The sequence below is a fragment of the Actinoallomurus liliacearum genome (assembly GCF_039542035.1).
GTDB lineage: Bacteria > Actinomycetota > Actinomycetes > Streptosporangiales > Streptosporangiaceae > Actinoallomurus > Actinoallomurus liliacearum.
The window spans coordinates 149,585-174,634 of record NZ_BAABHJ010000005.1; the positions used below are offsets into that span (position 1 = coordinate 149,585).

Annotated in this window: 27 protein-coding genes; 16 read left to right on the forward strand and 11 right to left on the reverse strand. The window is 71.2% G+C overall.

The features are described 5' to 3' along the window. Nucleotides 1-226 precede the first annotated feature (226 nt). Nucleotides 227-1,156: a hypothetical protein gene (locus ABD978_RS08390; protein ID WP_345351053.1), complete on the reverse strand. Its 930-nt coding sequence runs from the start codon at nt 1,154-1,156 to the stop codon at nt 227-229. 214 nt (nt 1,157-1,370) lie between these two features. Here ABD978_RS08390 and ABD978_RS08395 point away from each other — a divergent pair, with 214 nt between their 5' ends. Next, complete coding sequence (locus tag ABD978_RS08395; protein WP_345351056.1) at nt 1,371-2,159, forward strand: helix-turn-helix domain-containing protein; 789 nt, start codon at nt 1,371-1,373, stop codon at nt 2,157-2,159. Between the two features lie 31 nt (nt 2,160-2,190). Here ABD978_RS08395 and ABD978_RS08400 read toward each other — a convergent pair whose 3' ends face one another. From ABD978_RS08400 to ABD978_RS08410, 3 genes are read right to left on the reverse strand one after another with little or no spacing between them, the layout of a single operon-like run. Continuing rightward, nucleotides 2,191-2,583: a hypothetical protein gene (locus ABD978_RS08400; RefSeq protein ID WP_345351059.1), complete on the reverse strand. Its 393-nt coding sequence runs from the start codon at nt 2,581-2,583 to the stop codon at nt 2,191-2,193. Between the two features lie 25 nt (nt 2,584-2,608). After that, nucleotides 2,609-3,727 carry an XRE family transcriptional regulator gene (locus tag ABD978_RS08405; protein WP_345351062.1) on the reverse strand — a complete coding sequence of 373 codons (1,119 nt, stop codon included), beginning with the start codon at nt 3,725-3,727 and terminating at the stop codon, nt 2,609-2,611. Further along, nucleotides 3,724-4,443, reverse strand: coding sequence for a hypothetical protein (locus ABD978_RS08410; protein WP_345351065.1), 720 nt, complete (start codon nt 4,441-4,443; stop codon nt 3,724-3,726). Before ABD978_RS08410 ends, ABD978_RS08405 begins: the two co-directional genes overlap by 4 nt. Nucleotides 4,444-4,581: 138 nt before the next feature. Here ABD978_RS08410 and ABD978_RS08415 point away from each other — a divergent pair, with 138 nt between their 5' ends. Together ABD978_RS08415 and ABD978_RS08420 are read left to right on the forward strand one after the other, a co-directional pair. Then, nucleotides 4,582-5,787, forward strand: coding sequence for a cytochrome P450 (locus tag ABD978_RS08415; protein ID WP_345351068.1), 1,206 nt, complete (start codon nt 4,582-4,584; stop codon nt 5,785-5,787). 178 nt (nt 5,788-5,965) lie between these two features. Then, entirely contained in the window at nt 5,966-7,114 is a 1,149-nt protein-coding gene (locus ABD978_RS08420) for a L,D-transpeptidase (RefSeq protein WP_345351071.1), read from the forward strand. Nucleotides 7,115-7,127: 13 nt separating this feature from the next. Here ABD978_RS08420 and ABD978_RS08425 read toward each other — a convergent pair whose 3' ends face one another. Continuing rightward, nucleotides 7,128-7,820 carry a helix-turn-helix transcriptional regulator gene (locus ABD978_RS08425; RefSeq protein WP_345351074.1) on the reverse strand — a complete coding sequence of 231 codons (693 nt, stop codon included), beginning with the start codon at nt 7,818-7,820 and terminating at the stop codon, nt 7,128-7,130. A gap of 6 nt (nt 7,821-7,826) precedes the next feature. Here ABD978_RS08425 and ABD978_RS08430 point away from each other — a divergent pair, with 6 nt between their 5' ends. Continuing rightward, nucleotides 7,827-8,756 carry an NAD(P)-dependent alcohol dehydrogenase gene (locus ABD978_RS08430; RefSeq protein WP_345351077.1) on the forward strand — a complete coding sequence of 310 codons (930 nt, stop codon included), beginning with the start codon at nt 7,827-7,829 and terminating at the stop codon, nt 8,754-8,756. A 19-nt stretch (nt 8,757-8,775) separates the two neighbouring features. Here ABD978_RS08430 and ABD978_RS08435 read toward each other — a convergent pair whose 3' ends face one another. Next, nucleotides 8,776-9,387: a flavodoxin family protein gene (locus ABD978_RS08435; protein ID WP_345351080.1), complete on the reverse strand. Its 612-nt coding sequence runs from the start codon at nt 9,385-9,387 to the stop codon at nt 8,776-8,778. 53 nt (nt 9,388-9,440) lie between these two features. Continuing rightward, entirely contained in the window at nt 9,441-10,442 is a 1,002-nt protein-coding gene (locus ABD978_RS08440; protein WP_345351083.1) for an aldo/keto reductase, read from the reverse strand. 109 nt (nt 10,443-10,551) lie between these two features. Between ABD978_RS08440 and ABD978_RS08445 the strand changes: the two genes are divergently transcribed. The 6 genes from ABD978_RS08445 to ABD978_RS08470 all read left to right on the forward strand — a co-directional run bounded on the left by ABD978_RS08445 (nt 10,552) and on the right by ABD978_RS08470 (nt 16,047). Then, complete coding sequence (locus ABD978_RS08445) at nt 10,552-11,298, forward strand: TetR/AcrR family transcriptional regulator (RefSeq protein WP_345351086.1); 747 nt, start codon at nt 10,552-10,554, stop codon at nt 11,296-11,298. Nucleotides 11,299-11,413: 115 nt separating this feature from the next. Next, on the forward strand, nt 11,414-11,878 hold the full coding sequence (locus ABD978_RS08450; RefSeq protein ID WP_345351089.1) for a GntR family transcriptional regulator: 465 nt from the start codon (nt 11,414-11,416) through the stop codon (nt 11,876-11,878). Then, entirely contained in the window at nt 11,875-12,786 is a 912-nt protein-coding gene (locus tag ABD978_RS08455; RefSeq protein ID WP_345351092.1) for an ABC transporter ATP-binding protein, read from the forward strand. Before ABD978_RS08450 ends, ABD978_RS08455 begins: the two co-directional genes overlap by 4 nt. Further along, a complete protein-coding gene (locus tag ABD978_RS08460; protein ID WP_345351095.1) occupies nt 12,783-13,796 on the forward strand; it encodes a hypothetical protein in 1,014 nt (337 codons plus the stop codon). The genes ABD978_RS08455 and ABD978_RS08460 overlap by 4 nt, the downstream gene beginning before the upstream one ends. Nucleotides 13,797-13,937: 141 nt before the next feature. Continuing rightward, the gene (locus ABD978_RS08465) at nt 13,938-15,152 is read left to right on the forward strand and encodes an alpha/beta hydrolase family protein (protein WP_345351098.1); all 1,215 of its coding nucleotides are present in this window, start codon (nt 13,938-13,940) and stop codon (nt 15,150-15,152) included. Nucleotides 15,153-15,201: 49 nt separating this feature from the next. Then, nucleotides 15,202-16,047, forward strand: a complete 846-nt coding sequence (locus ABD978_RS08470; RefSeq protein WP_345351101.1) for a helix-turn-helix transcriptional regulator — start codon at nt 15,202-15,204, stop codon at nt 16,045-16,047. 71 nt (nt 16,048-16,118) lie between these two features. On the opposite strand, the gene ABD978_RS08475 is transcribed toward ABD978_RS08470, so the two are convergent. Together ABD978_RS08475 and prcB are read right to left on the reverse strand one after the other, a co-directional pair. After that, on the reverse strand, nt 16,119-17,588 hold the full coding sequence (locus tag ABD978_RS08475) for an MFS transporter (protein ID WP_345351104.1): 1,470 nt from the start codon (nt 17,586-17,588) through the stop codon (nt 16,119-16,121). 73 nt (nt 17,589-17,661) lie between these two features. After that, the gene (gene prcB / locus ABD978_RS08480) at nt 17,662-18,495 is read right to left on the reverse strand and encodes a proteasome subunit beta (protein ID WP_345351107.1); all 834 of its coding nucleotides are present in this window, start codon (nt 18,493-18,495) and stop codon (nt 17,662-17,664) included. A gap of 78 nt (nt 18,496-18,573) precedes the next feature. On the opposite strand from prcB, the gene ABD978_RS08485 reads away from it, so the two are divergent. Continuing rightward, nucleotides 18,574-19,086, forward strand: a complete 513-nt coding sequence (locus ABD978_RS08485; protein WP_345351110.1) for a MaoC family dehydratase — start codon at nt 18,574-18,576, stop codon at nt 19,084-19,086. A gap of 5 nt (nt 19,087-19,091) precedes the next feature. Then, entirely contained in the window at nt 19,092-20,237 is a 1,146-nt protein-coding gene (locus ABD978_RS08490; RefSeq protein WP_345351113.1) for a CaiB/BaiF CoA transferase family protein, read from the forward strand. 31 nt (nt 20,238-20,268) lie between these two features. Here the strand turns inward: ABD978_RS08490 and ABD978_RS08495 are convergent, their stop codons facing one another. After that, entirely contained in the window at nt 20,269-20,919 is a 651-nt protein-coding gene (locus tag ABD978_RS08495; RefSeq protein ID WP_345351116.1) for a hypothetical protein, read from the reverse strand. 129 nt (nt 20,920-21,048) lie between these two features. Here ABD978_RS08495 and ABD978_RS08500 point away from each other — a divergent pair, with 129 nt between their 5' ends. Next, the gene (locus tag ABD978_RS08500; RefSeq protein WP_345351119.1) at nt 21,049-22,920 is read left to right on the forward strand and encodes a cellulase family glycosylhydrolase; all 1,872 of its coding nucleotides are present in this window, start codon (nt 21,049-21,051) and stop codon (nt 22,918-22,920) included. A gap of 74 nt (nt 22,921-22,994) precedes the next feature. Here the strand turns inward: ABD978_RS08500 and ABD978_RS08505 are convergent, their stop codons facing one another. Then, nucleotides 22,995-23,567, reverse strand: a complete 573-nt coding sequence (locus ABD978_RS08505; RefSeq protein ID WP_345351122.1) for a TetR/AcrR family transcriptional regulator — start codon at nt 23,565-23,567, stop codon at nt 22,995-22,997. A gap of 88 nt (nt 23,568-23,655) precedes the next feature. Between ABD978_RS08505 and ABD978_RS08510 the strand changes: the two genes are divergently transcribed. Genes ABD978_RS08510 through ABD978_RS08520 form a run of 3 tightly spaced genes read left to right on the forward strand, consistent with a single transcriptional unit; the run spans nt 23,656 to nt 25,044 of the window. After that, entirely contained in the window at nt 23,656-24,027 is a 372-nt protein-coding gene (locus tag ABD978_RS08510) for a DUF4267 domain-containing protein (protein ID WP_345351125.1), read from the forward strand. Nucleotides 24,028-24,061: 34 nt separating this feature from the next. Continuing rightward, nucleotides 24,062-24,556 (forward strand): cupin domain-containing protein, encoded by a 495-nt coding sequence (locus ABD978_RS08515; protein ID WP_345351128.1) that lies wholly within the window; start codon nt 24,062-24,064, stop codon nt 24,554-24,556. A 35-nt stretch (nt 24,557-24,591) separates the two neighbouring features. Continuing rightward, a complete protein-coding gene (locus ABD978_RS08520; RefSeq protein WP_345351131.1) occupies nt 24,592-25,044 on the forward strand; it encodes a DUF2871 domain-containing protein in 453 nt (150 codons plus the stop codon). Nucleotides 25,045-25,050: the final 6 nt, after the last annotated feature.

Consider the following 25,050-nt stretch of genomic DNA (forward strand, 5'->3'; position numbering starts at 1 on the left):
CACCCTGCCCGTCATGCGGGAGAGGCAGGGGGATCGGCGAGCTGACCACTTACGTTCACCGGGTCCGGCGCCGGGGCGGCCAGCGCCCGTGATCACGGGCCTTGAGTGCCTCGGTCCTGCAAGCGGTCGGTTCGCTGCTCCTGGTGAGGCCATCGGTGGCGAAAGCGCCTGGCACCGGGGGCGGGACCGTCGTGTCCCGCTCCCGGCGCCGGCGTGCCTGGTTCGGTCAGAGCTTCACGAGCGCGTCGCGGCGCATCCAGCCGATGCCGTCCGCCGCGCTGTCGGTGGCCACGGCCAGGTAGGTGTTGCCTTCGGTGGTGTTGTAGTACGTCCAGTCGCAGTACCCGCCGACGACGTCGCCGGCGCGCTTGTCCTTCAGCAGCGTCGAGGCGTTGCTCGGCTGCTCGTACACGCCGGCGACCGGCCAGGTCACCTTGTACTGGCAACTGGCCGCGACCGCGTGCGACGCCGGGAGGTTCGCGCCGGAGACGGCGGCGGACGCCGGTGCCGGTGCCGGTGCCGCGGTCGCGGCGGTGGCGGGCGCGGCGGTGGCGGTGCCGCAGGGCTTCGTGGACAGGTACTTGGCGTAGACGCGTCCGGCCTTGTGGACCTGCCCGTAGGCGTACCCGACCGCGATCCGGCCGTTGTCCTTCTTCATCTTCCGGGTCTTGCCGTACTGCGTGAACCGGTCGCCGTGGTACAGCCGCCCGATGACCCGCTGCTGGTGGTCCCGCACGTACAGGGTCTGCTGCCCGCACAGGTACCGGGTGTGCTTGGCGACGCCGCTGGACAGGTGCTCGGTGAGCCGTCCACCGACCGCGTGCTCGGGCTTGCCGAGGCAGGACCGGTTCATGAAGCCCCAGACCGCGCCCGAGCCCCACGTGGAGACGACCGCGTAGTGGGCGTCCCAGTTGTAGCGGTAGTTGACGGTCCGGCCGTTGCCCTTCGCCACCGTGACGGAGTGTCCGGGGGTCTTGTCCATCGCGCGGTGCGGCGTGTAGTTGAACCACAGGGTGCAGCTCTTCTTGAGCGGCGCCGGATTGGTCGGGGCCTGTGCCGCCTCCGCGCCGCCGGCGCCACCGATCAGCAGCGCCGCGCTCGCCAGTGAGACGGCCGCGACGGTGACGCCACGGCGCTGGGTCTTCTTCGAAGCCATTCCCGGTGTTCCTCCAGGGGGTGCGCTGTCCGCAAGCGGACGGCGGGTTCTCGGACTTCCGCCCGACTGCTCCGGACGCAGCGGGCAAGATCGATCCTGCGCTCCGGACGCGCGGGGTCGCCACGATTCGGCCGATGACGGGACGGGCGGGATATCCCGCGTCGCTGACCAGGCCGATCGTCGAGGACGGGACGACAACGGGACAGGAGACGACGTGGCGGAGCGCCGCAAGCCTCTTCAGCCGCTGCCGGCGGAGCTGCCCGAACCGGTCCGGCGGTTCACGGAGCAGGTCCGCCTGCTGTACGAGCGCGTCGGATCGACGCTCGCCCGGCTCGGGAAGGACCTCAACGTCTCGGACTCCTCACTCTCGCGGTACCTCAACGCCCAGACGCCGATCCCGGCGGACGTGCTGGACCGGCTCTGCGAACTCGCCGGCGTCTCCGCCGACGAACGGGCGCGCCTGGAGGACCTGCGCGCGGCGGCGCTGGCCGCCCGCGCGGCGGGCACCGGCGACCGAGGTTCCGACTCTCCGACGTCGGCCGACGGTGACCGAGGTTCCGACTCTCCGACGTCGGGCGACGGCGACCGGGAGTTCCTGGAGGCCGGTGCGGCGGAGGGGGAAGCCGCCCCGGCCGGACCCGTACGGCGCGGACGTGGCCGGCTGCTCGCGGTGGTCGCCCTCACGGCGCTGGTCGCGGGCGCGGCGGCCGTCGCCGTCATCATGGCCGTCACCGGGGACGACCGGCCGTCGGCCACTCACTCGGCGGCGCGACCGGGCGGCTGCCGGCAGCGTCCGCAGTATCGGGTCGTCCAGCGGGGCAACGTCGTGGACGCGCACGGCGCCGTCGTCGGGACCGTGTGGCCGGGCGACCTGTTCACCCGTGACGACGGTCCGGGGAACCCCGACCGGCCGTACCGCTACTACGGGGTGGTGACCAAGAACGGCCTGGCCGGATACGTGCTGGAAGAGCGGCTCGACTACTACCGCGCGGTCTGCGGCTGAGTCCCACCGCCCGGCCGGGGCTCGTGTCGCGTCAGCAGTACGGGCCGAGGGCCTTCTTGATCGACGCCGGGGCGGTGCGCATGGCGGGGTTGTCGCACAGGCCGTCGGTGCCGTAGGTGACCAGGCGCCAGTGGCCGCCCGTGCTCCGGAGCACGGCCCAGACCGGGTCGGTGAGCCCGGCGCTCTGCTTCATGTAGGCGGCCGCCCAGCCGTGGTCGCAGGTGATCCGCCCGTCGACCCGCATCCCGGTCGAGCCGCCGACGGCGATCGCCTTGACGAAGTCCGACGCCGACGCGCAGGGCTGTGACGGCGCGGCCGGGGCGGAGGAGGTCGCGCTCCGGGGCTTCGGTTCGGCCGTGGACTTACAGGCCGCGAGGCCGACGGCGCAGGCGAGCGCCATGAGGGGGATCAACGGCCGGAACACCGTGCCTCCTGTAAGGGGGGTCGGGTCAGCCGACCGCGGGCACGCGGCGGCTCGGGACCAGCAGGTCCAGGTCGGCGCGGGTGACGCCGGCCCGGTCGGCCAGCTCGTCGCGGCCGGTGCCGGAGTCGGCGACCAACTCGACGGCCCGGGTGAGCATCGTGGGGCGTTCGAGAGGCTTGGCCGGGCCCGGCTCGTTGCGCCGCCAGCCGCGCGCGCTCATCACGCTCATCGCGTTGCGGTACGTGCTCTCCTTCATGATCCCGAGGGTCCGCGCACGGTAGAGCAGGGCGGCGATGCTGACGCCCCAGGTCGACTTCAGCTCGGCGAGGTACGCCCAGTCGGCGGCGCTCGGGAGCTGGTCGGCGATGGCCGCCTCGGGCATCAGGAACTCGGCGGCGAACCGGTGCGCCTGGTCCTCGATGATCTTGCTGCCGGGCTCCGCGTCGGCGTGCATGACGAGGTGGCCGAGCTCGTGCGCGCCGTCGAAGCGGTTGCGCCAGTAGTCGCCCTTGGCCGGGTTGAACAGCACCATCGGGCGCGGGTGGGCGCCGATGCTGAACGCGTCGACCCGCTCGGTCGACGGGGGCAGGATCAGCACGATCACGCCGTGCTTCTCGAGCAGCCGCACGAGGTGCGGGATGGGTTCCGCGTCGCCGACCATGGCCTCGCGTGCCAGCCGGGCGGCCTCCACCGGCCCGCGTCCCGCGATCTCCTCCGGCGACACCGGCCGTTCGGGCAGCTCCGCGCGCGGCAGCTCGACGAGCTCTTCCAGGGCGGTCACGATGTCCGCCGCGATCCGGCCGTGGGCGAGCGCCTGGTCGCGTTCGATCTGCGTCGTGGACCGCAGCGACCGGAAGTGCGCGGTGTCCAGGGAGACAGGGCCGCGCCCGGCGCGGAAGAACTCGACCGGCACGCCCAGCGCGAACGCCAGCCGGGACAGCGTCTTCTCCGACGGCCGGTGCACGCCGGCCTCGTACTGGCCGATGGCGGTCGGCGTGGTGCCGACGGCCTGGGCCAGCTGGTTCTTGCGCATGCCGCGCAGCCGGCGCGCGAGCGTCAGCCGGTCGGCGTCGAACAGCAGCCGCGCCTCGGCTAGCCGCCGCGCGGCCTGCTCGGCACGCCCGTCGGTGGTGTGGTCGTTCACTGTGCCGTTTCGATGCTCGTTTCTGCGCCGCCCGCGCGCCGACCGTGCAGCCGCAGCGGAACATCGGCCTCGTCGTCGGCCCACAGGGGCAGCGTGGAGGGCACGAGCCTACGCCGTCGATCGGCGCCGAGCGTGTCATCGGTCAACTGGCGGAGCCAGTGCCAGGCCGGGCCGCCGTCGGCGTTCAGCCGGGGACGGCCGACGAACAGCTCCATCTCCAGCGGCTCCTCGGTCGCGCTGTGCGCGAGCACGAGCGTCACGACGTCGTCCGTGTCGCGTACGGGACCGAGCCCGAAGTCGAGGCTGAGCTGCGGGTCGTCGGGGAACTCCTGGCGCGCGACCACCTGCTTGGTGAAGCTCTCCCGGTCCCAGCGGATGGCGCGGACCGCACCGAACCGGTGCCGCTTGAGCAGGATCCGGTAGCGGCCGTACCGCCAGCCGGGCGAGCCGTTGAGGTCGTGGCGGGTCACCATCGCCGCGAGCGGGTCCTCGTCGCCCTCGGCCGGGTCCGGGGCGAAGTCACCCAGGTGGAACACCCGGTCGAGCTGGGTCTCCAGCACGTCGAAGGCGCCGGTGCCGAACGACCGCTCCTTGAACCCGGCGGCCCGGCTCATCGCGCCGAACACGGCCAGCGTGGCCTCCGTGTGGGCCTCGCGCAGCGCGTGCAGGAATCCGGCTTCGAGCAGGGTGTCCCAGGCTTCCCGATCCTCCGACATGCGTTGGACTATAGATGTTCCCAGCGGCTCACGCGCGAAAATGAAGTGCCCGGCGCGTCGCCCAAAGGTTCGAGATCGCGCTCTGGACATGATCCACATTGCGGTTGCATGCTGAGGCGGGCGCCGAGGGGGACTGCGATGAGCACTGCCGAGCACGACGAGACCGCGACGCCGACCTTCCCGATGGCGCGGACCTGCCCGTTCGCTCCGCCGGCCGCGTACGCGCGGATGCGCGCGAGCGCGCCGATCGTCCGCGCGACCCTGCCGAACGGCGCGCCGGTCTGGGCGGTAACCCGCCACGCCGAGGCGCGGCAGATCCTCAGCCACCCGGGGATCAGCTCGAACACCGGACGCCCCGAGCGGCCACGCGGACCCGACGACGACCGCCCCGACGACGGCTTCTTCGTCGACATGGACCCGCCGGAGCACAGCCGGTACCGGCAGATGCTGCTGTCGGAGCTGGGCGCCCGCCCGGTGGCCGCCATGCGGCCGCGCATCCAGCATCTCGTCGACACGGCGATCGACGAGATGCTGGCGACCGGGTCGCCCGCCGACCTCGTCGAGTCGTTCGCGCGCCCGGTCCCGGCGCGCGTCATCTGCGAGCTCCTCGGCGTCCCGGCCGGCGACCACGGGTTCTTCGAGTCCCGGCTCCGGATGCTGAGCGTGATGGACATCGACGCACGAGCGCCCGAGGCGTCCCGTGACCTCCGCGACCACCTGCGCGAACTCATCGGCCGCGCCGAGCGCGAGCCGCAGGACGGCCTCATCGGACGGCTGGCCGCCCGGTACCTGCCGACCGGCGAGCTGACCGTCGACGCTCTGATCAACGTCGGCTTCCTGCTGCTGCTCGCGGGCTACGAGTCACCGGCGAACACGATCGCGCTGGGCGCGGTGACGCTGCTGGCGCATCCGGAGCAGCTCGCGGCGTTGCGCGCCGATCCGGGTCTGCTGCCGGGCGCGACCGATGAGCTGTTGCGGTTCCACTCGGTGCAGGACTGGGTGAGCTTCGACCGGGCGGCGGCGGACGACCTCGAGATCGGCGGAGTGCGGATCCGCGCCGGTGACCGCCTGACGGTGCTCGCCGCGTCCGCCAACCGTGACGAGCGGGCGTTCGAGAATCCCGACGAGTTCGACATCCGCCGGTCCGCGCACCACCACCTCGCCTTCGGCCACGGGGTGCACCAGTGCGTCGGCCACAACCTCGCCCGCGCCGAGCTGGAGATCGCCTACGGCACCCTCCTGGCCCGGATACCGACGCTGCGCCTGGCGACACCGCTGGACGAACTCCCCTTCGCCTACGACGCCGGTCTCTTCGGGCTGCACGCGTTGCCCGTCGCCTGGTGACGCACCGCTGCGCGCGTGCGAGGTGACGTTTCGATCACGCGGCCGGAATGCCGGGTTTTCCGCGAACCCGAATACCTCTCCAAGCATCTGACGGACAGCGAGGTCAGGTACCGGCGTGCCTGACGTCGACCGCCCGACCTTCCGCCGGAATCCGTAGGACATCCTGGAGCCCCCTCGAATGAAGCTCACCCATCTGGCCGCGGCGGTGACCCTCGTCGCCGTGGCGGGTTGTTCGGTCGGCACGGCCGACACCAACGGCCGTAACGGCACCGCCGCGCCGGAGGCGACGGTACGGATCAGCGCCACGGGCAACGACGTCCGCCCGGACCAGGGCGTCACGGTCACCGCGTCCGGCGGCACGCTGGAGACGGTCACCGGCGTCGCCGGCGCTTTCAACGCCGACCACACCTCCTGGAAGACCAACTGGACCCTCAAGCCCGGCACGTCCTACAAGGTCACCGCCACGGCGAAGAACCTCAAGGGCAAGGTCACCACGGTCACCGGTGCGTTCCGTACGGCCACGGCGAAGCAGACCGTCGGGATCGCGGACGTGACGCCGATGCCCGGGGAGAAGGTCGGCGTCGGAATGCCGATCATCGTCGACTTCACCGGCCCGGTCGCCAACCGGGCGAATGTCGAGAAGGCGTTGGAGGTCAAGAGTGACAAGGGCGACGAAGGCGCCTGGAGCTGGGTCACGGACCGGCGAGTGGTGTACCGGACGAGGAAGTACTGGCACGCCCACCAGAAGATCTTCTTCACCGCGCACCTGGCCGGTGTACGGGCCGCCCGCGACACGTACGGGGTCCGTGACGTCTCCCGGTCCTTCAGCATCGGCGACTCCAACGTCACCGTGGCGAACGCCAAGACCCACTACATGACGGTGAACCACGACGGCACGGTGCACAAATTCAAGATCAGCACCGGGAAGGGCGACCTGCGCTCCACCATCACGACCAACGGCATCCATCTCACGAGGGAGAAGGCCAAGGTCGTGACCATGACGGCGACCTGCCACGGCCAGCCCGGCTGTGACGACTACCAGGAGAAGGTCAACCTGGCGGTGCGCATCACCGTGGGCGGGGAGTACGTGCACCAGAGCGTCGGGGAGTACCAGTACCTCGGCAGGCAGAACGAGAGCCACGGCTGCGTCCGCACGACCCCCGAAGGCGCCAGGTACTTCTACGACATCTCCCAGCGCGGCGACATCGTGGACGTGACCGGGACGACGCGCCCGTTCGCCGACGAGCCGTTCGCCGACGACTGGAAGTACTGGACGACCTCCTGGAACCGGTGGCTCGCCGGCAGCGCCCTGCACTCCGCCGACTGACCCTACGACGGCATCAGTGACTGCGGCGCCGGGTCGCGGTCATCGTGGTGAGCAGGGCCAGGGACTGCTCGTCCGGTGAGCCCGGTCGGGCGTGGAGGACGGTGAGCACCTGGCCGTCCTCCAGCGGCATCGCGTGGAAGCGGAGGCTGATCACGCCCAGCTCCGGGTGTCGGAAGCTCTTCGCGCCCGCCGTGGTGGTGCGGACGTCGTGACGGGCCCACAGTTCCCGGAACTCCTGGCTGTGCAGCGAGAGTTCGCCGATGAGCTCCGTCAGCTCGGGGTCGTCCCGCTCGGTTCCGATCCGGGCCCGGAAGTTGGCGACCGCGTCAGACGCCGCCGCGTCCCAGTCCACATGTGTCTCCCGTGTCCCGGGGTCCAGGAACACCGCGCGCAGCAGGTTCGTCCCGGGCACGTAGCAGGGGGCCAGCTCGCACGCCAGGGCGTTCGATCCGACGACGTTCATCCGGCGGCTGGTCACCGTGGCCGGGGTCGTCGTCCAGGCGTCCAGTAGCTCCTGCACGGTGTCCGACACCCGCTCCCGGGTGCGCGTGGCGGTCGGTGCCGGGCGGGCGAGGGCGTACAGATGCTTCGTCAGTTCCTCGTCCAGTCGCAGCGCCCGGGCCAGCGACTCCAGGACGCTCTCCGAGGGGCGGTGGCCGCGTCCCTGCTCCAGGCGCACGTAGTAGTCCGCGCTCACTCGACGCACGCGGGGGTGTGCTTCACCGACCTGGAGGCCGTGCGGCCCCAACCGGGCCACGAGCGGCCGGACATCTTTCCGTTGGTGCCGGGCCACGAGATCGTGGGTGAGGTGGTGGCCGTCGGCGGTGCGGTCACCGGCTTCCGGGTCGGCGATCCGGTCTGTGTGGGGAACATCGTCGATTCGTGCGGGGTGTGCGAGGCCTGCCGCAACGGTGATCAGGAGTTCTGCGCGGAGTTCCCGACCCTGACCTATGGGGGGCGCGACCGGCACGACGGGTCCCTCACCCAGGGCGGGTTCAGCGACGAGTACGTGGCCGACCAGGCGTTCGTTCACCGGCGTCCCGAGGGGCTCGACCCTGCCGGGACCGCGCCGCTGATGTGTGCGGGGATCACCACCTGGGTGCCGCTCAGGCGGTGGCAGGTCGGCCCGGGGCAGACGGTCGGCGTCATCGGCCTCGGCGGGCTCGGGCACCTGGCCGTGAAGCTGGCCAAGGCGCTCGGCGCCGAGGTCGTGGGCTTCACCACCTCCCCCGGCAAGGCGAAGGACATGCTGGACCTCGGCGCCGACGACGTGGTGGTGTCGACCGACGCCGAGGCCATGGCCGGGCAGCGCGGGAGATTCGACTTCATCCTCGACACCGTGCCCCGCGCGCACGACCTCTCGCCCTACCTGACGGCGCTCCGCTTCGATCGGACCCTGTGCACGCTCGGCATCGTGCCGGAGCTGTCCTTCACCCCTCAAACCCTGCGGTTCGGGCGCAAACGGCTGGCGGGCGCGGGCAGCGGCGGCATCACCGACACCCGGGAGATGCTCGACTTCTGCGCCGCCCACGACGTGACCGCGACAGTCGAGGTACTGCCCGTCGCCGAGGTCGACGCGGCACTGGACCGGCTGGCCGCCGGCGACGTCAGGTACCGGTTCGTCCTCGACCTCACGTCCTGACGAACGGAGACCCGTGAGGTCAGCCGGCCGTGGTGCCGGGAATGGCGGTGAGGTCGAGGGCGTCGGCGAACCGGCTGGTGTGGGTGGCCACTCGCCGGCCGAGGTGGCGGGCGGTGGACAGGTCGGCGCCGTGGACGGCTTCGGGGCCTTGGTCGTTCCAGGTCTGGGCGCCGGCGCCGAGGTAGAACCCGAGTCGGTTGTGGTCGTGTTCGCTGGCGGTGGTGGTGTTCCAGCCGGGCAGCAGGCCGAGGCTGATCCAGTGCATGCCGTGTTGGGCGGCGAGCATCGAGAAGTACTGCAGGGTGTGCAGTTTGTCGCCGCTCATGGAGCCGGAGTTGGTGAATCCGGCGGCGATTTTGTCCTGCCAGGCGCGGGTCATCCATCGGCCGGAGGTGCCTTCGGCGAAGGCGTGGAAGGCGCCGGAGGCGCTGCCCATGTAGGTCGGGCTGCCGAAGATGATCGCGTCGCACCGGTCGAGGGTGCGCCAGTCGTCGTCGGTGATGGCGGCGACGTCGATCATTTCGACGAGTGTGCCGGGTACTGATGCGGCTCCCTGGGCGACGGCGTTCGCCAGTTCGCGGGTGTGGCCGTAGCCGGAGGTGTAGGCGATGCCGACGGTGATGCTGGACATGATCGTTGTTCCGTTCTCGGTCTTCGTGGTGGGTCGTGGGGGTAGTCGGTCGGTCAGGTTTCGCGGGCGTTGGATGTCTCGGTCATGTCGGGGTATCGGTCCCCGGTGACCTGGGCGGCGATGGGTTCGAGTCGCGCGAGTTCGTCGGCGGTGAGGGTGAGTTCGAGCGCGGCGAGGTTCTCTTGCAGGCGGTTCGGGCGCCGGGTGCCGGGGATCGGCACGACGGTGAGGTCGTGGACGGCGCGTCGCTGGTGCAGCCAGGCCAACGCGACCTGTGCGGGGGTGGCGCCGCGGCCGGCGGCGATCGTGGTGATGGGGTGCAGGAGTGCCGTGTTGCGCTGGGCGTTCTCGCCGGTGAAGCGGGGAAATCGGGAGCGGACGTCGCCGGCGGTGAACTCGCTCGGCAGGGCGCCGGTGAGGAAGCCGCGACCGAGGGGGGAGTAGGCGACCACGCCGACGCCGAGTTCGGCGGCGGCAGGTACGAGCCTGCGTTCGATGTCGCGGGTGAACAGCGACCACTCCGATTGCACCGCGCTGATCGGGTGGTGGGCGTGGGCTTCGCGCAGCTCGTCGCCGGTGACCTCGGACAGGCCGAGGTGGCGGACCTTGCCGGCCCGGACGAGGTCGGCCATCGTTCCGATGGAGTCGGCCAGCGCGACGGCCGGGTCGCGGCGGTGCATGTAGTAGAGGTCGATGACCTCGATGCCGAGCCGCGTCAGGCTGGCGTCGACGGCACGGCGGATGTAGGCGGGATCGTTGCTGATCGACGTCGACCCGTCGGCGGCGCGGACGCTGCCGAACTTGGTGGCGATGACGATGTCGTCTCGGTGGGCGCGGACGAATGGTGCGAGGAAACGCTCGTTGTCGCCCTGGCCGTACATGTCGGCGGTGTCGAACAAGGTGACACCGGTGGACAGGGCGGCGTCGAGGGTCTGGCGGGCCGAGTCGTCGTCGGTGTCGCCGTAGAACTCGCTCATCCCCATGCAGCCCAGCCCCTGCGCGCCGACGACGGGGCCGTCGGAGCCGAGTCGGACGGTCGAGATGGATGGGGTCATGAGATCTCCTAGCGATCGGTAACGAGCCGGGCATCGTGGTGACATCGTCAACGGTAAATGCGTATCGTTGTCAGTGTCAATGGCAACAGAATCTTGTTACCATCGACACATGCGCAGCGACCTTGGCTCGTCCGAGACGGGTGTGGAACGACGCGACCAGCAGCAGGAGGCGATCCTGGAGGCGGCGGCCAAGCTGTTGACCGAGCACGGTCCGGCCGGCATCTCGACGCGGGCGGTCGCGACCGCCGCCGGGGTGCAGACACCTGCGTTGTATCGCTTGTTCGGGGACAAGGACGGCCTGCTCGACGCCCTCGGCAGCTACGTATTCGAGAGCTACCTGGCCGAGAAGCGGGGACTGGAACCGAGCGAGGACGCGATCGAGGACATCCGGCGCGGCTGGAACATCCACGTCGAGTTCGGGCTCCGCAATCCCGCGTACTACGCCCTGATGTACGGCAACCTGCGCCCGGGTCGCCGCCCGGCCGCCGCCCAGGAGAACGGCGAGATCCTGCGCCGTCTACTCGAGCGGGCCCGCGAGCAGGGCCGGCTCCGCGTTCCGGTCGAGACGGCCGCGCGGGCCATTGAGGCGTCGACGACCGGTGCCGTGCTGCTGTTGCTGGCGCAGCCCGAGGACGAGCGCGACCCGACCCCGCTCACCGGGCTGCGTGACACCGTCATCGACTCGATCGTCAGCACCGAACCGGCGGCCGACGTTCGAACGAGGATCGCCGACCGGGCTCAGGCGCTGCTGGCCGCCGTCGGTGATGGCCGCGGTGCCGACCCCGTCGTAGACGCCGGATTCAGAGCCGCCGAAGCGGCGCTGCTGCGCGATTGGCTGAGCATCCTGAGCCGATGACGACCCGATGACCCCCTGCGGAGACGCCGATGGCACGGTGGCGATGCTCGTCGGTCCACGGCGTCGAGGCCGGGTGGTTGACAGGGAGGGATCAAAGCCATTTAACTCAATAACTATGGATGTAGATAAAGACGCCTCGCCGTCACCGATCGAGTTCCGGCTCGATCCGGGTTCGGGGGTGCCGACCTATCTCCAACTGGTCCACCAGGTGGAGCAGGCGCTGCGGCTGGGATATCTCCAACAGGGTGATCAGCTGCCGAGGGTCAAGGACGTCGTCGCCGGGCTGGCCATTAACCCGAACACGGTGCTGAAGGCCTACCGGGAGCTGGAGCACCGTGGTCTGGTGGCCGGACGGCGGGGACTCGGCACGTTCGTCGAGAGCACCCTGGACCGGGTGGGCCTGCGCGAACAGGCGGCTCTGCAGAAGAGCATGCTCGCGTGGATGCGCACCGCGAGCGAGGCCGGGCTCGACGAGGCCGGGATGAGCGCCCTGTTCACGGCGGCACTGCACGAGCTGCGGCAGAGCAGTGAAAGCCGGACGGATGAGGAAGACGGCGGCCGCGCGGGAGTGGTCGCGTGAGCACCGCGATCGAGGCGTCGGGACTCGGCAAGCGCTACGGCCGTACGTGGGCGCTGCGGGACTGCTCACTGGCGATCCCGGCCGGGCACGTGGTCGGGCTGGTCGGCCCGAACGGCGCGGGGAAGACGACGCTGCTGAGCCTGGCGGTCGGGCTGGCCACGCCGACGACGGGACAGGTGCGGGTGGCGGGTGGCAGGGCCGCGGGGTCGGACGCCGCGCTGGACGCCGTCGCCTTCGTGGCCCAGGAGGCGGCGCTCTACCGCAACCTGTCCGTCGCCGACATGCTGCGGGTGGGACGCAACCTGAACCGGCGCTGGGACGGCGAGCGCGCTCGTGACCGACTGGCGGAGCTGGGCATTCCGCCGGGCAAGAAGGTCGGCGCGCTGTCGGGCGGTCAGCGGTCCCAGGTGGCGCTCACCCTGGCTCTCGCCAAACGCCCGGAGCTGCTGATCCTGGACGAGCCGTTGGCCGCGCTGGACCCGGTGGCGCGGCACGACTTCACGGCGGCGTTGATGGCCGCCGTGGCGGAGGACGGCGTCTCGGTGGTGTTCTCCTCGCACGTGGTCGCGGAGCTGGAGCGGGTCTGCGACTACGTGGTCGTCGTGCACGGCGGCCGCGTTCAGGTGTCCGGCGAGGCCGAGGACCTGGTCGCCGGGCATCACGTGCTGACCGGGCCGGCCGATCAGGCCGATGCCGTCGCCGAGCGCTTCCCGGTCGTCCGGGACCGGCGTGCCTTCGCGCAGGCGCACCTGCTGATCCGCAGCACCGATCCGGTCGCCGCGCCGCCGGGCTGGCAGCGGCAGCCGGTGGGGCTGGAGGAACTGGTGCTGGCCTACATGCGCGAGCCTTCGGCCTCGGCGCTCGACGGCCCGAAACCCGTACGCGGTGAACAGGTGGGCTGCCGATGACGACCGCCTCCCCGCTTCCGGCTCACCGCAGGCCGCTCCCACGGCTCGGTCTCGTATGGGTGACCTGGCGCCAGCACCGGTTCGCCCTCTACGGTCTGCTGGCGATGCTGGCCGGCTTCGCCGCGCTGATGGTGGCCGGTGGCCTGCGGGCCCGTTCGACCTACCACCGGCTCGGGCTGGGCGGGTGCGCCTCCTTCGCCGGCGGCCGCTGCGAACAGCTCCGCATGGAGCTGTTCGGCTGGTACCCGCAGCAACTGCCGTTCTTGTTCCTGCTGCTGCTGCCCGCGGCGTTCGGCGCGTTCTTCGGGGGGCCGCTGATCGCGCGGGAGCTGGAGACGGGCACCTACCGGTTCGCCTGGACCCAGGGGGCCGGGCGCACCCGCTGGCTGCTGACGAAGCTGCTCCTGATCGCCGTCGTGCTGGCCGCGGTGGCGGAGGCCTACGGCGCCCTGTACACCTGGTACAACGCGCCCCTGGACCACGTCATGCGGTTCGGCTTCAACGACTACCTCGGCTTCGAGCTCGGGGGAGTCGTCTTTCCGGTCCAGACGCTGCTGGCGTTCACGGCCGGGGTGTTCGCCGGCGCGCTGACCCGCCGCACCCTGGTCGCGGTCGGAGCGGTCTTCCTCGGCTCGTCCGGCCTCATCATGGCGCTCGTCTTCAAGCTGCGCCAGTACTACATGACACCCCTCGTCACGGCCGGCCGAACCGGCCCGCGTGACTGGGTGATCGGCAGAGCGTACGTGGATCCGAGCGGGCACCTGCTCGACACCTCCGACAGCCACCTCCTGTACATGAAGTATCTGGCGCAGCTCCCGATGTCCGGCGACCCTCGGTCCTCGGTCTCGTACCGGGACTGGCTCCTGGCCCGGCACTACACCATCGTGACCACCTACCACCCCGCCGGCCGGTTCTGGACGTTCCAGTTCATCGAGGCCGGCTGGATGGGCCTGCTCATCCTCCTGCTGGGCCTGGCCACCGTCCGGCTGGTCCGCCGCCGGATCGGCTGATCGGACGCCGGATCGGCTGATCGGACGCCCGTTCGCCGCATCGCCCGGTGCGATGCGGCATCCACCCTCCCGCGCACGCCCAGTGGCACCGGACTCCCCGTGCCACCGGTGACGCGCGCTCTCACCCTCGTAAGGAACCCGATGAAGCCAGGAAACACCGATGCGTCCCGGACGACGGGCCGGCGCGGCCGGACTCGCGCGCCCGGCCTGATCGCCGCCCTGCTGGGCCTCACGACGGCGACGGCGGCATGCGCCGTTTCGCCGGCCCAGCAGGTCGCGGCCGCGCGCGCCGCGCGCTCCGCCGCTCCGCGCACGTCCGAGACGCCGGCACTGCCCCGCCCGACGGGCCCGTACGCGGTCGGCCGCGACATCCTGCACCTCGTCGATCGGCACCGCACCGATCCCTGGGTGCCGGCGGCGGGGCCACGGCAGCTGATGGTGTCGATGTACTACCCCGCCCGGCCCGGCACCGGCGGACCGGCCCCGTACATGACCGTCGACGAGGCCCGGCTGTTCCTGCAGGAGAAGGCTCCGGGCGTCGACGTCCCACCCGCCCTGCTCAGCGCCACCCGCACCTGGGCGCACACCGCCGCGCGCCCGGCACCGGGCAGGTTCCCCCTGGTGGTGCTCTCGCCCGGACTCACGCTCCCGCGCGCCACCCTCACCGGTCTCGCCGAGCAGCTGGCCGGCCGCGGCTACGTCGTCGCGCTGGTCGACCACACCTACGAGAACTCCGGCACGACCTTCCCCGACGGGCGTACCCTCGCCTGCGCCATCTGCGACAAGCCCCCCGCGGGCGGCCCTCCGGCCATCGCCCGGAGCCGGGCCGAGGACGTCTCCTTCGTGCTCGACCGGCTGACCGCCCGGCACTCGGCATGGCGCCACGCCCGCCTGATCGACCCCCGGCACATCGGCATGGCCGGGCACTCGATCGGCGGCGACGCCACCGCCACGACCATGGCCACCGACCACCGGGTCCACGCCGGGGTGAACATGGACGGCACCTTCTACGCGCCGGTCCCGGCCGACGGCCTGGCCCACCGGCCCTTCCTGATGTTCGGCGCCGAGCACGAGGCCCCGGGCATCGACGACACCTGGGGGCAGGCGTGGAACAGCCTGAACGGCTGGAAACGCTGGCTGACCGTCGCCGGATCCGACCACGGCACCTTCACCGACCTGCCCATCCTGTCCGCGTGGGTGGGGAGGCCCGGAGCCGGGATCTCCCCGCAGCGCGCGGAGGAGATCACCCGAGCCTACGTCGGCGCCTTCTTCGACCTGCACCTCAAGGGCATCCGGCAGCCCCTGCTCGACGGGCCCTCACCGGCGAACCCGGAGGTGACCTTCCAGCACCCCTGATCCCGTCGGCGGCTTTGCGCGAGTACCTCGACCTGGCAGTCTTCTCGGCATGTATCCCGGTTCTGCGCTCGGTGAGTTTCTTCGATCCCGACGGGCCCGGCTCCGGCCCGAGGACGTGGGCTTGAGCGCGGGGGTCAGGCATCGTCGGGTGGCCGGCTTGCGCAGAGAGGAGCTGGCGCCGCTGGCCGGGGTCAGCGTCGGCTATTACACGCGGCTGGAGCAGGGGCAGAGCCCGAACGTCTCCGACGAGGTCCTGGACGCCGTCGCCCGCGTCCTGCGGCTGGACGACGACGAGGTGGCCCACCTGCACCGGCTGGCGCGGGTCGCGCGGACCCGGGAGAAGGTACGGCCGGAGCAACTGCGCCCCGGCATCAGGCTGATGGTGGACTCGTTCACCGAGGCGCCCGCCATCGCGGTGGGCAGGCGGGGCGACATTCTGGCCTGGAACCGGTTGGCGCACGCCCTGCTGGCTCCGCACTGGGCCTTCGACGGCGCGGAGAAGCCGAACTTCGTCCGCGTCGACTTCCTCGAGCCGGAGTTCTCCCGGGGGCTGTACGTCGACTGGGAGCAGAAGGCACGCGACGACATCGCCTATCTCGAAGGGACGCTGAGCAGGTTCCCCGGGGATGAGGGGCTGACCGCGCTGATCGAGGAGCTGCTGACGCTGAGCCCGGAGTTCCGCGCCATGTGGACCGAGCACCCGGTGAGCAACTGCGCGTCCATCTCGCGTGACTACCGGCACCCGGACGTGGGCGTCATGACCCTCACCGCCGAACTCCTGCGAACCCCCGACGACGAGGGCCAGGGGGTCACGATCTTCCAGGCCGAGGCGGGCTCGCCGTCGGCGGAACGGTTGCGGCGGCTCGCCGAACTGGTCACCGCCACCACCGGGTAGACCGCGACGCGCCCCGGCCCGGCACGGCATCGTCCGCGCCGGGCCGGGGCACCGGCCCGCCCAGGGGCCGGTCAGGCGGCCAGGGAACGCTCGGCCGGCCGGCCGGTGGAGCGCTCGGCCGCTCGGCCGGTGTTCGCCCGGCGGAGCAGGACTCCGCCGGCGACGGCGCCGAGCAGCGCGACCCCACCGGCCACCAGGAAGGCGGTGTGCAGTCCGCCCAGAGTGGCCAGTGCCTCGGTGGTGGTCGGGGCGAGCGCCTCGGTACGGGCGGCGACGATCGCGGTGAGCCCGGCCACGCCCACGGCGCCGATGAAGGTGGGCATCTGGGCCAGGCTGCCGGCGACGCCCTGGTCGGCCTCGTCCAGGCCGGAAGTGATCGTCGCGATGGCGGCCACCACCGTCAGGACGTGCCCGAAGCCCATCGTGGCCGAGGTGGCCAGCAGGAGGACCGGGCCGCCCTGAGCGGGCAGGAACACCATCGCGGCGGTGCCCAGCGCCTGCACGGCCAGGCCGGTCACGATGGTCGTCACCGTTCCCCGTGCGCCGATCAGCCGGGCCGCGAGGGTTCCGGCGAGCAGTGCCGCGACGCCCTCGCCGAGGAAGCCGAGTCCGGTCTCCAGCGGCGAGTACCCCAGGACGTCCTGCATGTAGATGCTGAGCAGCAGGGTCGCACCGCCGCACATCCCGAAGGTGACGAGGGCGACCGTCATGCCCCACTTCACGGTCGTACGGCGCAGGAGGCGCAGGGGGATGAGCGGGGCCGCGTGCCGGGCCTCGACGACCAGGAACGCGCCGAGGAGGGCCGCGGCGGCCAGCAGCGTCCCGAGGGTCGGCGCGCTGCCCCAGCCCGCCCGGTCACCCGTGGAGATGCCGTAGACCAGGGCGAACAGCCCGCCGCTCGCCAGGATCGCGCCGGGGACGTCCAGCCTGGTCCGGCCGCGGCCGGCCGGCTCACGAACCACGGTGATCGCGCCGAGCAGGACCAGCAGGCCGATGCCGAACAGCATGAGCATGGTCCAGCGCCAGTTCAGCCCGCTGGTGATCAGCCCACCGCCGATCGTCCCGATGACGAACCCCAGCGACAGCAGGGCGCCGTTGACCCCGAGGGCCCTGGTGCGCTGCGGCCCCTCGGGGAACGCGGCGGTCATCAGCGCCAGCGCCGTCGGGCCGATCATGGCCGCCGCGACGCCCTGCCCGACGCGCGCCGCGACCAGCAGCCCCGGGCCGGGCGCCGACCCGGCCAGCAGCGAGAACACGGTGAAGGTCACCACACCGGCGATGAACAGCCGGCGCCTGCCGATCATGTCGGACGCCCGCCCGAACAGCGGCATCAACGCGGCCGTCGGCAGCAGGCACGCGGTGGCCACCCACTGCAGCGCCGACGCGCTGGAAAAGCCCAGATCCCGGCCGATCTCCGGCAGCGCCACCGTGATGATCGAGTAGTCCAGCCCGGTCATGAACGTCGCGCCGCACAGCGTGATGAGGATGAGCCGGCCGCGCGGCCCCAGCCGCGCGGCGCTCCGATGAGTCTCCGTCGTCATGCCGCCAGACTGCGGCCGGCGGAGACGAGCGACCAGCGCTCCGCTGAGGGTACCTCTGCCAGGTGCAGGCTCCTCAGCGCAGGGACGCGATCGGGCCGCCCGGGGAGTCGTGCCGGGCGGCGACGACCGCCTCGGCGACCGAGCGGACCTCCTCCTCGGGCAGGTGGCGGTACCCGTCGTCGGTGACGACCGCGACGGTCGGGAAGATGCGGCGGGTCAGGTCCGGGCCGCCGGTGGCCGAGTCGTCGTCCGCCGCGTCGTACAGCGCCTGGACGGCCGCGACGAGGGCGTCCTCCTGGGACATCCCGCGCCGGTACAGCTTCTTCAGCGCGCCCCGCGCGTACGGCGAGCCGGAGCCGTCGACGTGGAAGTCCTTCATCTCGTACGGGCCGCCGGCGACGTCGAAGGAGTAGATCCGGCCGGCTCCCCGGTCGAGGTCGTAACCCGCGAAAAGGGGCACGACCACCAGCCCCTGCATGGCCGCGCCGAGGTTGCCCTGGACGAGCGCGGCCAGCCGGCGGGCCTTGCCGTCGAGCGACAGCCGCCGGCCCTCGATCTTCTCGTAGTGCGCCAGCTCGAACTGGAAGAGGCGGACCATCTCGATCGCGAGACCGACCGTGCCGGCGAAGGCGACCACGGAGTACTCGTCGGCGTAGTTCACCTTCTCCAGGTCGCGCTGCGCGATGAGGTTGCCCATGGTGGCCCGGCGGTCACCGGCCATCAGCACGCCGCCCTCGAAGGTCAGCGCCAGCACCGTGGTCCCGTGCGGCAGGTCGAGCCCGGCGGCCGACTCCCGGATGGTGCCGGTGGGCAGCGCGTCGGGTGCGACCTCCGCCAGCAACTCCCGGAACGACGCGTTGGTGGTGCTCAGGAACGCCGGAGGGAGACCCTGCGAGAAATCGACCATCTGCGCCCGCTTCCGATCAAGGACAGTGCCTCGCTTATCGTACGATCTTCGCCTTCGCCCGCCACCTAGACTTGGCGTATGACGTGGCGTGGCCGCTACTACGAGGACTTCACGCTCGGCGACGTGTACTACCACCCGCTCGGCCGGACGGTGACGACGACCGACAACATGTGGTTCACCCTGCTCACGCAGAACACCGCGATGGTGCACGTCGACCACCACTACGCCGCGCGGACCGAGTTCGGGCGGCCGCTCGTCGACTCGACGTTCACCCTCGCCCTCATCACCGGCCAGTCCGTCACCGACGTCTCGCAGAACGTCATGGCGAACCTCGGCTGGGACGACGTACGGCTCCCGGCTCCCGTCTTCGAGGGCGACACGCTCTACTCGCGGTCGAAGGTCATCGCGCTCCGCGAGTCCCGCTCCCGGCCGAACGTCGGCGTCGTCACCGTGGCCACCGAGGGTTTCAACCAGAACGGCGTCGTCGTCTGCTCGTTCAAGCGCACGCTGCTGGTCTACAAGCGCGACCACGCGCCGCACCCGCCGGTTCCGCGTCCTCCCGAGGACTCCCTCCCGCCGGTGCAGGAGTAACCGGGATGGAGGCGCTGCCGTTGCGCGGGGTCACCGTGGTCGCGCTCGAGCAGGCCGTCGCCGCGCCCTTCGCCACGCGGCAGCTCGCCGACCTCGGAGCGCGCGTCATCAAGATCGAACGCCCCGGCGCCGGGGACTTCGCCCGCGGATACGACGAGACCGTACGCGGGATGTCGAGCCACTTCGTCTGGCTGAACCGCGGCAAGGAGTCGGTGGTCCTCGACGTCAAGGACCCGGCGGGACGGGCGGCCCTGCACCGGATCGTCGACCGGGCGGACGTCCTCGTCCAGAACCTCGCCCCCGGCGCCGCCGAGCGCCTCGGCCTGATCCCCGGCGAGCTGCGCAGCCGCAACCCCCGACTGATCACCTGCGGCATCTCCGGCTACGGCGACGCCGGCCCGTACCGCGCGAAGAAGGCGTACGACCTGCTCGTCCAGTGCGAGGCCGGCGTCCTGTCCGTGACGGGAACGCCCGAGGAGCCGGCGAAGGTCGGGATCTCCGTCGCCGACATCGCCGCCGGGATGTACGCCTACAGCGGCATCCTCACCGCCCTGTACGAGCGGGAGCGCACCGGGCGGGGCACGGACCTGTCGGTCGCCATGCTCGAGGCGCTGGGCGAGTGGATGGGATACCCGTACTACTACGCGGCGTACGGCGGTACGCCGCCCGGCCGTACGGGCGCGGAGCACGCGACGATCGCGCCGTACGGACCGCACCGGACGGGGGACGGCCACCAGGTCTTCATCGGGCTGCAGAACGAACGCGAGTGGGCCGCGCTGTGCGAGCACGTCCTGCGCCGGCCCGAACTCGCGCGGGACGAGCGCTTCGCCCGCAACTCGCTCCGCGTCGAGCACCGCGCGGAGCTGACCGCCCTCATCGAGGACGCGTTCGCCGACGCGACCACCGACGAGGCGGTCCGCCGTCTCGACGAGGCCGGCATCGCCAACGCCCGGCTGCGGTCGATGGAGGAGTTCGCCGGGCATCCGCAGCTCGCCGCGCGGGACCGGTGGCGGCAGGTCGGGTCTCCCGTGGGACCCCTGAACGCACTCCTCCCGCCGGTGACCGTGGCCGGGCGCGAGCCGCGCATGGGGGCGGTCCCGGCCCTCGGCGAGCACACCGCCGCCGTCCTCGCCGAGTTCGGCGAGCCCTGACGAGCGCTCGCCGGGCGGCGAACGCGCTCGGTCAGAGGGCGTGAATGGTCGCGCCGATGGCGTTGAACGGTACCTTCGTCCCCCTCTTGGCGGTCAGCGTGATGAAGCAGACCTTCCCGCTGTCGCCGGTGACCTGGTACTGCACGCCCACCGTCGAGGCGGCGCCCACCTTCCGGTCGTACGTCGTCCTGAGCCCGGACTGGCCGCCGACGGTGACCTTCTTTGAGGCGATGTTCTGCCCGCCGACCTGCTGCAGCTGTGCCTTCACCTGCGCCGCGGAGGGGGCGGCCGCGGACTGGCAGAAGCCGTTGAGGTTGGCGGCGAATCCGGCGGTCTGCGCCGACTTCGGGTCGATCACGAGGACGGCGTTGTTCGCCTTCAGGGTCTTGATCATCTGCTGGGCGGCGGCCGGGGAGGTGCCGCTCTTCTCGAGAGCCGCGCGGGCCTTGGCCAGCGCGTTCAGGTTCAGCGGTTTCCAGCTCTTCGGCACACCGGCGGTGAAGCCGTTGTCCGGGCCGCCGATCTTCCGGAAGCCGGCCGGCAGTTTCGGCGCCGCGGCGGCCTTGGTCGTGGTCTTGGTGGGCGGTGCCGATGTGGACTTCTTGTCGTCGGACCCGCCCGAGCATCCTGCCAGCGCGATGCCGGTGCACAGCACGGCGATCGCGAAGTTACGAGTCCTCATTGTCTTTATCCCATTCATGCGACTGTGGGGCTGTCTGAGCGATTCGAGCGAGAGAAGGTACCAAGAACCATTGCCGGAGCGCGACATCTGATGGACAGTGAAAGGCCCGCCTGCCAGGGAGGCCGCGCCATGCCGAGGCTGTCCTTCGCGTCCGTTCGTACCGGGAGAGCCCTGGCCGTGGCGCTCGCCGTGGCCGCCGCCGTCGCCGTTCCCGGAGCCCCGCGGGCCAGGGCGGCCGGGAGCCCGGCCGTCGTGGTCGCGCCCGCGGGACAGAATTGGGTGTTCCGCGACGGCGACGGGCGCCAGGTGACACTGCGCGGCTTCAACGTCTCCGGCGGCGCCAAGCTGCAAGAGAACGGCCTGCTGCCGTTCCGCGGCACGGCCGACGCGGCCCGGTCGGCGCAGGCGATGCGGGACCTGACCGGTGCGAACGCCGTCCGGTTCCTGATCAGCTGGGAGGGCGTGCAGCCCGCCTCCGACCGGATCGACTACTCCTACCTCGACCGGGCGATCCAGCAGATCACGGCCTTCACCGACCGCGGGTTCCGTGTCCTGCTCGACTACCACCAGGACCTGTACTCCTCCCACCTGTTCAACAGCGGCAGCTGGTACACCGGCGACGGCGCGCCCGACTGGGTGATCAAGGCGGGGAACTACCCGAAGGAATCGTGCGGGATCTGCCTGCTGTGGGGGCAGAACATGCAGACCAACGCCGCCGTACGCCAGGCCGCCCACGACTTCTGGCACGACCGGACGCTGACCACGGCGAGCGGGCAGGTCGGCGTGCAGGACGCCTTCCTCGGCCAGGCCGCCGCGACCATGACGTACCTGCGGCAGAAACTGCCGGCGCAGGCGTTCCAGAGCATCGTCGGGTTCGACCCGTTCAACGAGCCCTTCGACGGCGGTCTGGACGGACAGACCGGCCTGGACTGGGAGAAGACCTATCTGCTGCCCTTCTACCAGCGGTTCCGTACGGCGATGGACGACGCGGGATGGACCGCCAAGACCGCCTTCGTCGAACCGCTGGTCTTCTGGAACACCGGGTTCTTCGAGGAGGGCGGCCTGTCGTCGGCCGGCCCTCTCGGCACCCGGCTGGCGTTCAACAGTCATTACTACGACGGTGCCCGGATCACCGTGGACCCGACCCCGGCAGGTGACGGGACGTACGACGCCGCGATGAACGAGATCCGGCAGCGGGCGACGGACCTGCGGACCGCGCCGCTCGTGTCGGAGTTCGGCAACAAGCTGTCCGGGACGGGCAGTGACCGCACGCCGTGGATGGTCCGCGCGATGTACCAGGCCATGGACTACGGCGTGGCCGGCAAGAACTGGTGGGACTCCGCCGCGAGCGGTGGCCCCGTCCTGTCGGGAACCCAGTGGCACTGGGACGTCTACAGCGGGAACCACCACGAGCTCATGAACGGCAACCCCGACAAGGTGCAGACCGCCGGCGACGGGTGGAACGGCGAGGACTTCTCCGTCGTCACCACCGACACGGCCGGGAACGTCGGTCTCCGGCTCGACGCACGTCTCCTGGACCGCCTGTACCCCTCCGCCGTGGCCGGTGACGCACTCGCCTTCGCGTACGAGGACCTGGCCCCGGACGGCACCGGGCGGCAGCAGGCCTGGCTGACCGTTCCCTCGTCGCTGCCGAACGTCGCCGCCCTGGTGAAGGACCGCCAGTACGGCGTGCTGGTCTGGCGCGGCGCGGCCGGTGGCGCCGCCACCGAGCTGCACCTGCCCCGGTCGTTCGCCCCGGCGAGCACCACCGTCGTGAGCGACCTCGGCACCCTCACCGGCGTCCCCTCCTCCGGGGCGGTCAAGGCGGGCGACGAGACCGGCTCGACCACCGCCCACCGGCTGGTCCTCACCGCGCCCGCCGGGCTGCACTTCGCCCTGGTCGTGAACACGGCGAGCGGTACGGCGGTGACGGCGGCCCAGCGCGCCGCCGCCGCCACCGAACTGGCGTCCTGGCGCACCCGCCTGTTCCCCGCCGGCTGACGACGGCAGGGGATGTCAGGTGGCCGACGGCCGCAACGCGCCGGCGGTCGGCGGGTAGGCGGGGTCCGCCCGGATCAGTGGGCGAAGCGGTCGATGAGGAGGGCCAGCCGCTTCTCGTGGTCCTCGCGGCGCATGCGGCCGCCATGCATGAGGGTCATGAGGCCGTGCAGGCCGCTCCAGAAGGTCTCGGTGAGTGTTCCGAGGTCGTCGTCGTGGGCGAAGGGCCGGACGGCCTCGCGGAGTTCGCCGAACGCCTCCTGGAGGGCGGCCGGTGCTTCGGGGGTGGCGAACGGCAGGTCGACGGCGTGCACGAACATGGCGTCGAACAGCGCGGGATGCCGGTCGGCGAAGGCGGCGAAGGCCGCTCCGACGGCGGCGAGTGCCTGTCGCGGGTCGGCGGCCGACGTACGGGCCGCGCGGAGTTCGGCGGCCAGGTCGGCGCAGCCTTCGATGGCGACGGCGGCCATGATGGCGTCCTTGCCCTTGAAGTGGCTGTAGAGGACCGGCTGGCTGTACTCGATCTCGGCGGCCAGCCGGCGCGTGGTCACCGCGTCCCAGCCTTCGGATTCGGCCAGCTCCCGAGCCGCCGTGACGATCAACCGTTCCCGCTCCGCCCGCTCGCGCTCCCGGCGCGCCTGTATCGACATGACCCTGATTCTAGCACCGCTAGCGCAACTGTCATCGCTCTGCTAGTGTCGACCTCGTTCCTAGCGCTGCTAGCCATCGGAGGCTGTCATGCTCACGCCCATCGCCTACGGGCTCGCCATCGTCCTCGTCGTCCTGGTGCTGTTCATCGGCCTGCGGTTCCTGCTGGCGCCCCAGGCCTCCGCCACCGGGTACGGCGTACCGGCCAAGGAGAACGGTGACTCCGCGTACCTGACCATCAAGGGACTGCGCGACTTCACCTACGGCGTCCTCGGCGCGGTCCTGCTCGCGTTCGCCAGCGCGCACGCCGTCGGCTGGTACATGCTGGTCGTCGCGATCTTGCCGCTCGGCGACACCCTCATCGTCCTGCGCCACGGCGGCTCCAAGGCGGTCGCGTTCGGCGTCCACTTCGCCACCGCCGTGGCCGTGCTCATCAGCGCCGCCCTGATGTTCGCCGTCTGAGATCCCCGAACTCACACCTCAGAGGAGTCGATCCATGTCTCTGATCACGCCGGACTTCAACGACGCCGTCATCGTCCGTTCCGCCGAGGCCGAGGTGATCGGCCGGGCCCCCACCACAGTCCGGCTGCTGGCCGACAGCAGCTCGACCGGCGGCGCGCTGTCGACCCAACGGGTCACCCTCGCGGACGGCGCGGACGGCGCCAAGCCGCACCGCCACGACAACTCCGCCGAGCTGTTCTACATGCTGGACGGCACCGCACAACTGCTGTCCGGCGAGCAGGTCGTGACCGCCGAACGGGGCGACCTGGTGATCGTGCCGCCCGGCGCGCCGCACGCCTTCGCCGCCGCCTCCGGCGAGAACGCCGACATCCTCATCGTCATCACGCCCGGCGTCGAACGGTTCGAGTACTTCCGCCACCTGGAGCGCATCGCCTACGGGAAGGTGCCGCCCGAGAGCCTCCTGGACGTGCAGGAGCTCTACGACACCTACTTCCTGTCCAGCCAGGCCTGGGACACTGCCAGGTTCTGAACGCAGCGACCACTTGAACGAGATTGAGAAGTGCAATGAGGAAGATCTACAACGCCGCCCACGTGTACATGATCATCGGCTTGGTGAGCGGCTTCTACTACCGTGAGATCACCAAGGCCGAGCACTTCACCGGGGACACGCAGCTCGGTCTCGTGCACACCCACGTGCTCGCGCTCGGCATGCTGTTCTTCCTCATCGTCCTGATGCTGGAGAAGCAGTTCGCCCTGAGCGCCGTCAGGCTGTTCGACTGGTCCTTCTGGGTGTACAACGCCGGTCTCGCGGTGACCGTGGCCATGATGACGCTCCACGGGACCCTCACCGTCCTGGGCCACGAGAGCGGTGACGCCATAGCCCTCGTCGCCGGCGCGGGGCACATCCTGCTGACCGTAGGCCTGATCCTGTTCTTCATCACCCTCGGCAAGCGCATCCCCGCCCGGCGCGAGGTCGCCGACCAGAAGGCGGCGACCGGCGCATCCGCCGCCGACTGAGCAGTG

Coding starts and splice junctions, on each gene's coding strand:
- ABD978_RS08450 (WP_345351089.1), top strand. CDS start 11,414: ATGGATGTAGATAAAGACGCCTCGCCGTCACCGATCGAGTTCCGGCTC.
- prcB (WP_345351107.1), bottom strand. CDS start 18,495: ATGGTCGATTTCTCGCAGGGTCTCCCTCCGGCGTTCCTGAGCACCACC.
- ABD978_RS08475 (WP_345351104.1), bottom strand. CDS start 17,588: ATGACGACGGAGACTCATCGGAGCGCCGCGCGGCTGGGGCCGCGCGGC.
- ABD978_RS08420 (WP_345351071.1), top strand. CDS start 5,966: ATGAAGCTCACCCATCTGGCCGCGGCGGTGACCCTCGTCGCCGTGGCG.
- ABD978_RS08510 (WP_345351125.1), top strand. CDS start 23,656: ATGCTCACGCCCATCGCCTACGGGCTCGCCATCGTCCTCGTCGTCCTG.
- ABD978_RS08465 (WP_345351098.1), top strand. CDS start 13,938: ATGAAGCCAGGAAACACCGATGCGTCCCGGACGACGGGCCGGCGCGGC.
- ABD978_RS08390 (WP_345351053.1), bottom strand. CDS start 1,156: ATGGCTTCGAAGAAGACCCAGCGCCGTGGCGTCACCGTCGCGGCCGTC.
- ABD978_RS08470 (WP_345351101.1), top strand. CDS start 15,202: ATGTATCCCGGTTCTGCGCTCGGTGAGTTTCTTCGATCCCGACGGGCC.
- ABD978_RS08460 (WP_345351095.1), top strand. CDS start 12,783: ATGACGACCGCCTCCCCGCTTCCGGCTCACCGCAGGCCGCTCCCACGG.
- ABD978_RS08500 (WP_345351119.1), top strand. CDS start 21,049: ATGCCGAGGCTGTCCTTCGCGTCCGTTCGTACCGGGAGAGCCCTGGCC.
- ABD978_RS08520 (WP_345351131.1), top strand. CDS start 24,592: ATGAGGAAGATCTACAACGCCGCCCACGTGTACATGATCATCGGCTTG.
- ABD978_RS08415 (WP_345351068.1), top strand. CDS start 4,582: ATGAGCACTGCCGAGCACGACGAGACCGCGACGCCGACCTTCCCGATG.
- ABD978_RS08435 (WP_345351080.1), bottom strand. CDS start 9,387: ATGTCCAGCATCACCGTCGGCATCGCCTACACCTCCGGCTACGGCCAC.
- ABD978_RS08505 (WP_345351122.1), bottom strand. CDS start 23,567: ATGTCGATACAGGCGCGCCGGGAGCGCGAGCGGGCGGAGCGGGAACGG.
- ABD978_RS08485 (WP_345351110.1), top strand. CDS start 18,574: ATGACGTGGCGTGGCCGCTACTACGAGGACTTCACGCTCGGCGACGTG.
- ABD978_RS08445 (WP_345351086.1), top strand. CDS start 10,552: ATGCGCAGCGACCTTGGCTCGTCCGAGACGGGTGTGGAACGACGCGAC.
- ABD978_RS08440 (WP_345351083.1), bottom strand. CDS start 10,442: ATGACCCCATCCATCTCGACCGTCCGACTCGGCTCCGACGGCCCCGTC.
- ABD978_RS08495 (WP_345351116.1), bottom strand. CDS start 20,919: ATGAGGACTCGTAACTTCGCGATCGCCGTGCTGTGCACCGGCATCGCG.
- ABD978_RS08410 (WP_345351065.1), bottom strand. CDS start 4,443: ATGTCGGAGGATCGGGAAGCCTGGGACACCCTGCTCGAAGCCGGATTC.
- ABD978_RS08515 (WP_345351128.1), top strand. CDS start 24,062: ATGTCTCTGATCACGCCGGACTTCAACGACGCCGTCATCGTCCGTTCC.
- ABD978_RS08490 (WP_345351113.1), top strand. CDS start 19,092: ATGGAGGCGCTGCCGTTGCGCGGGGTCACCGTGGTCGCGCTCGAGCAG.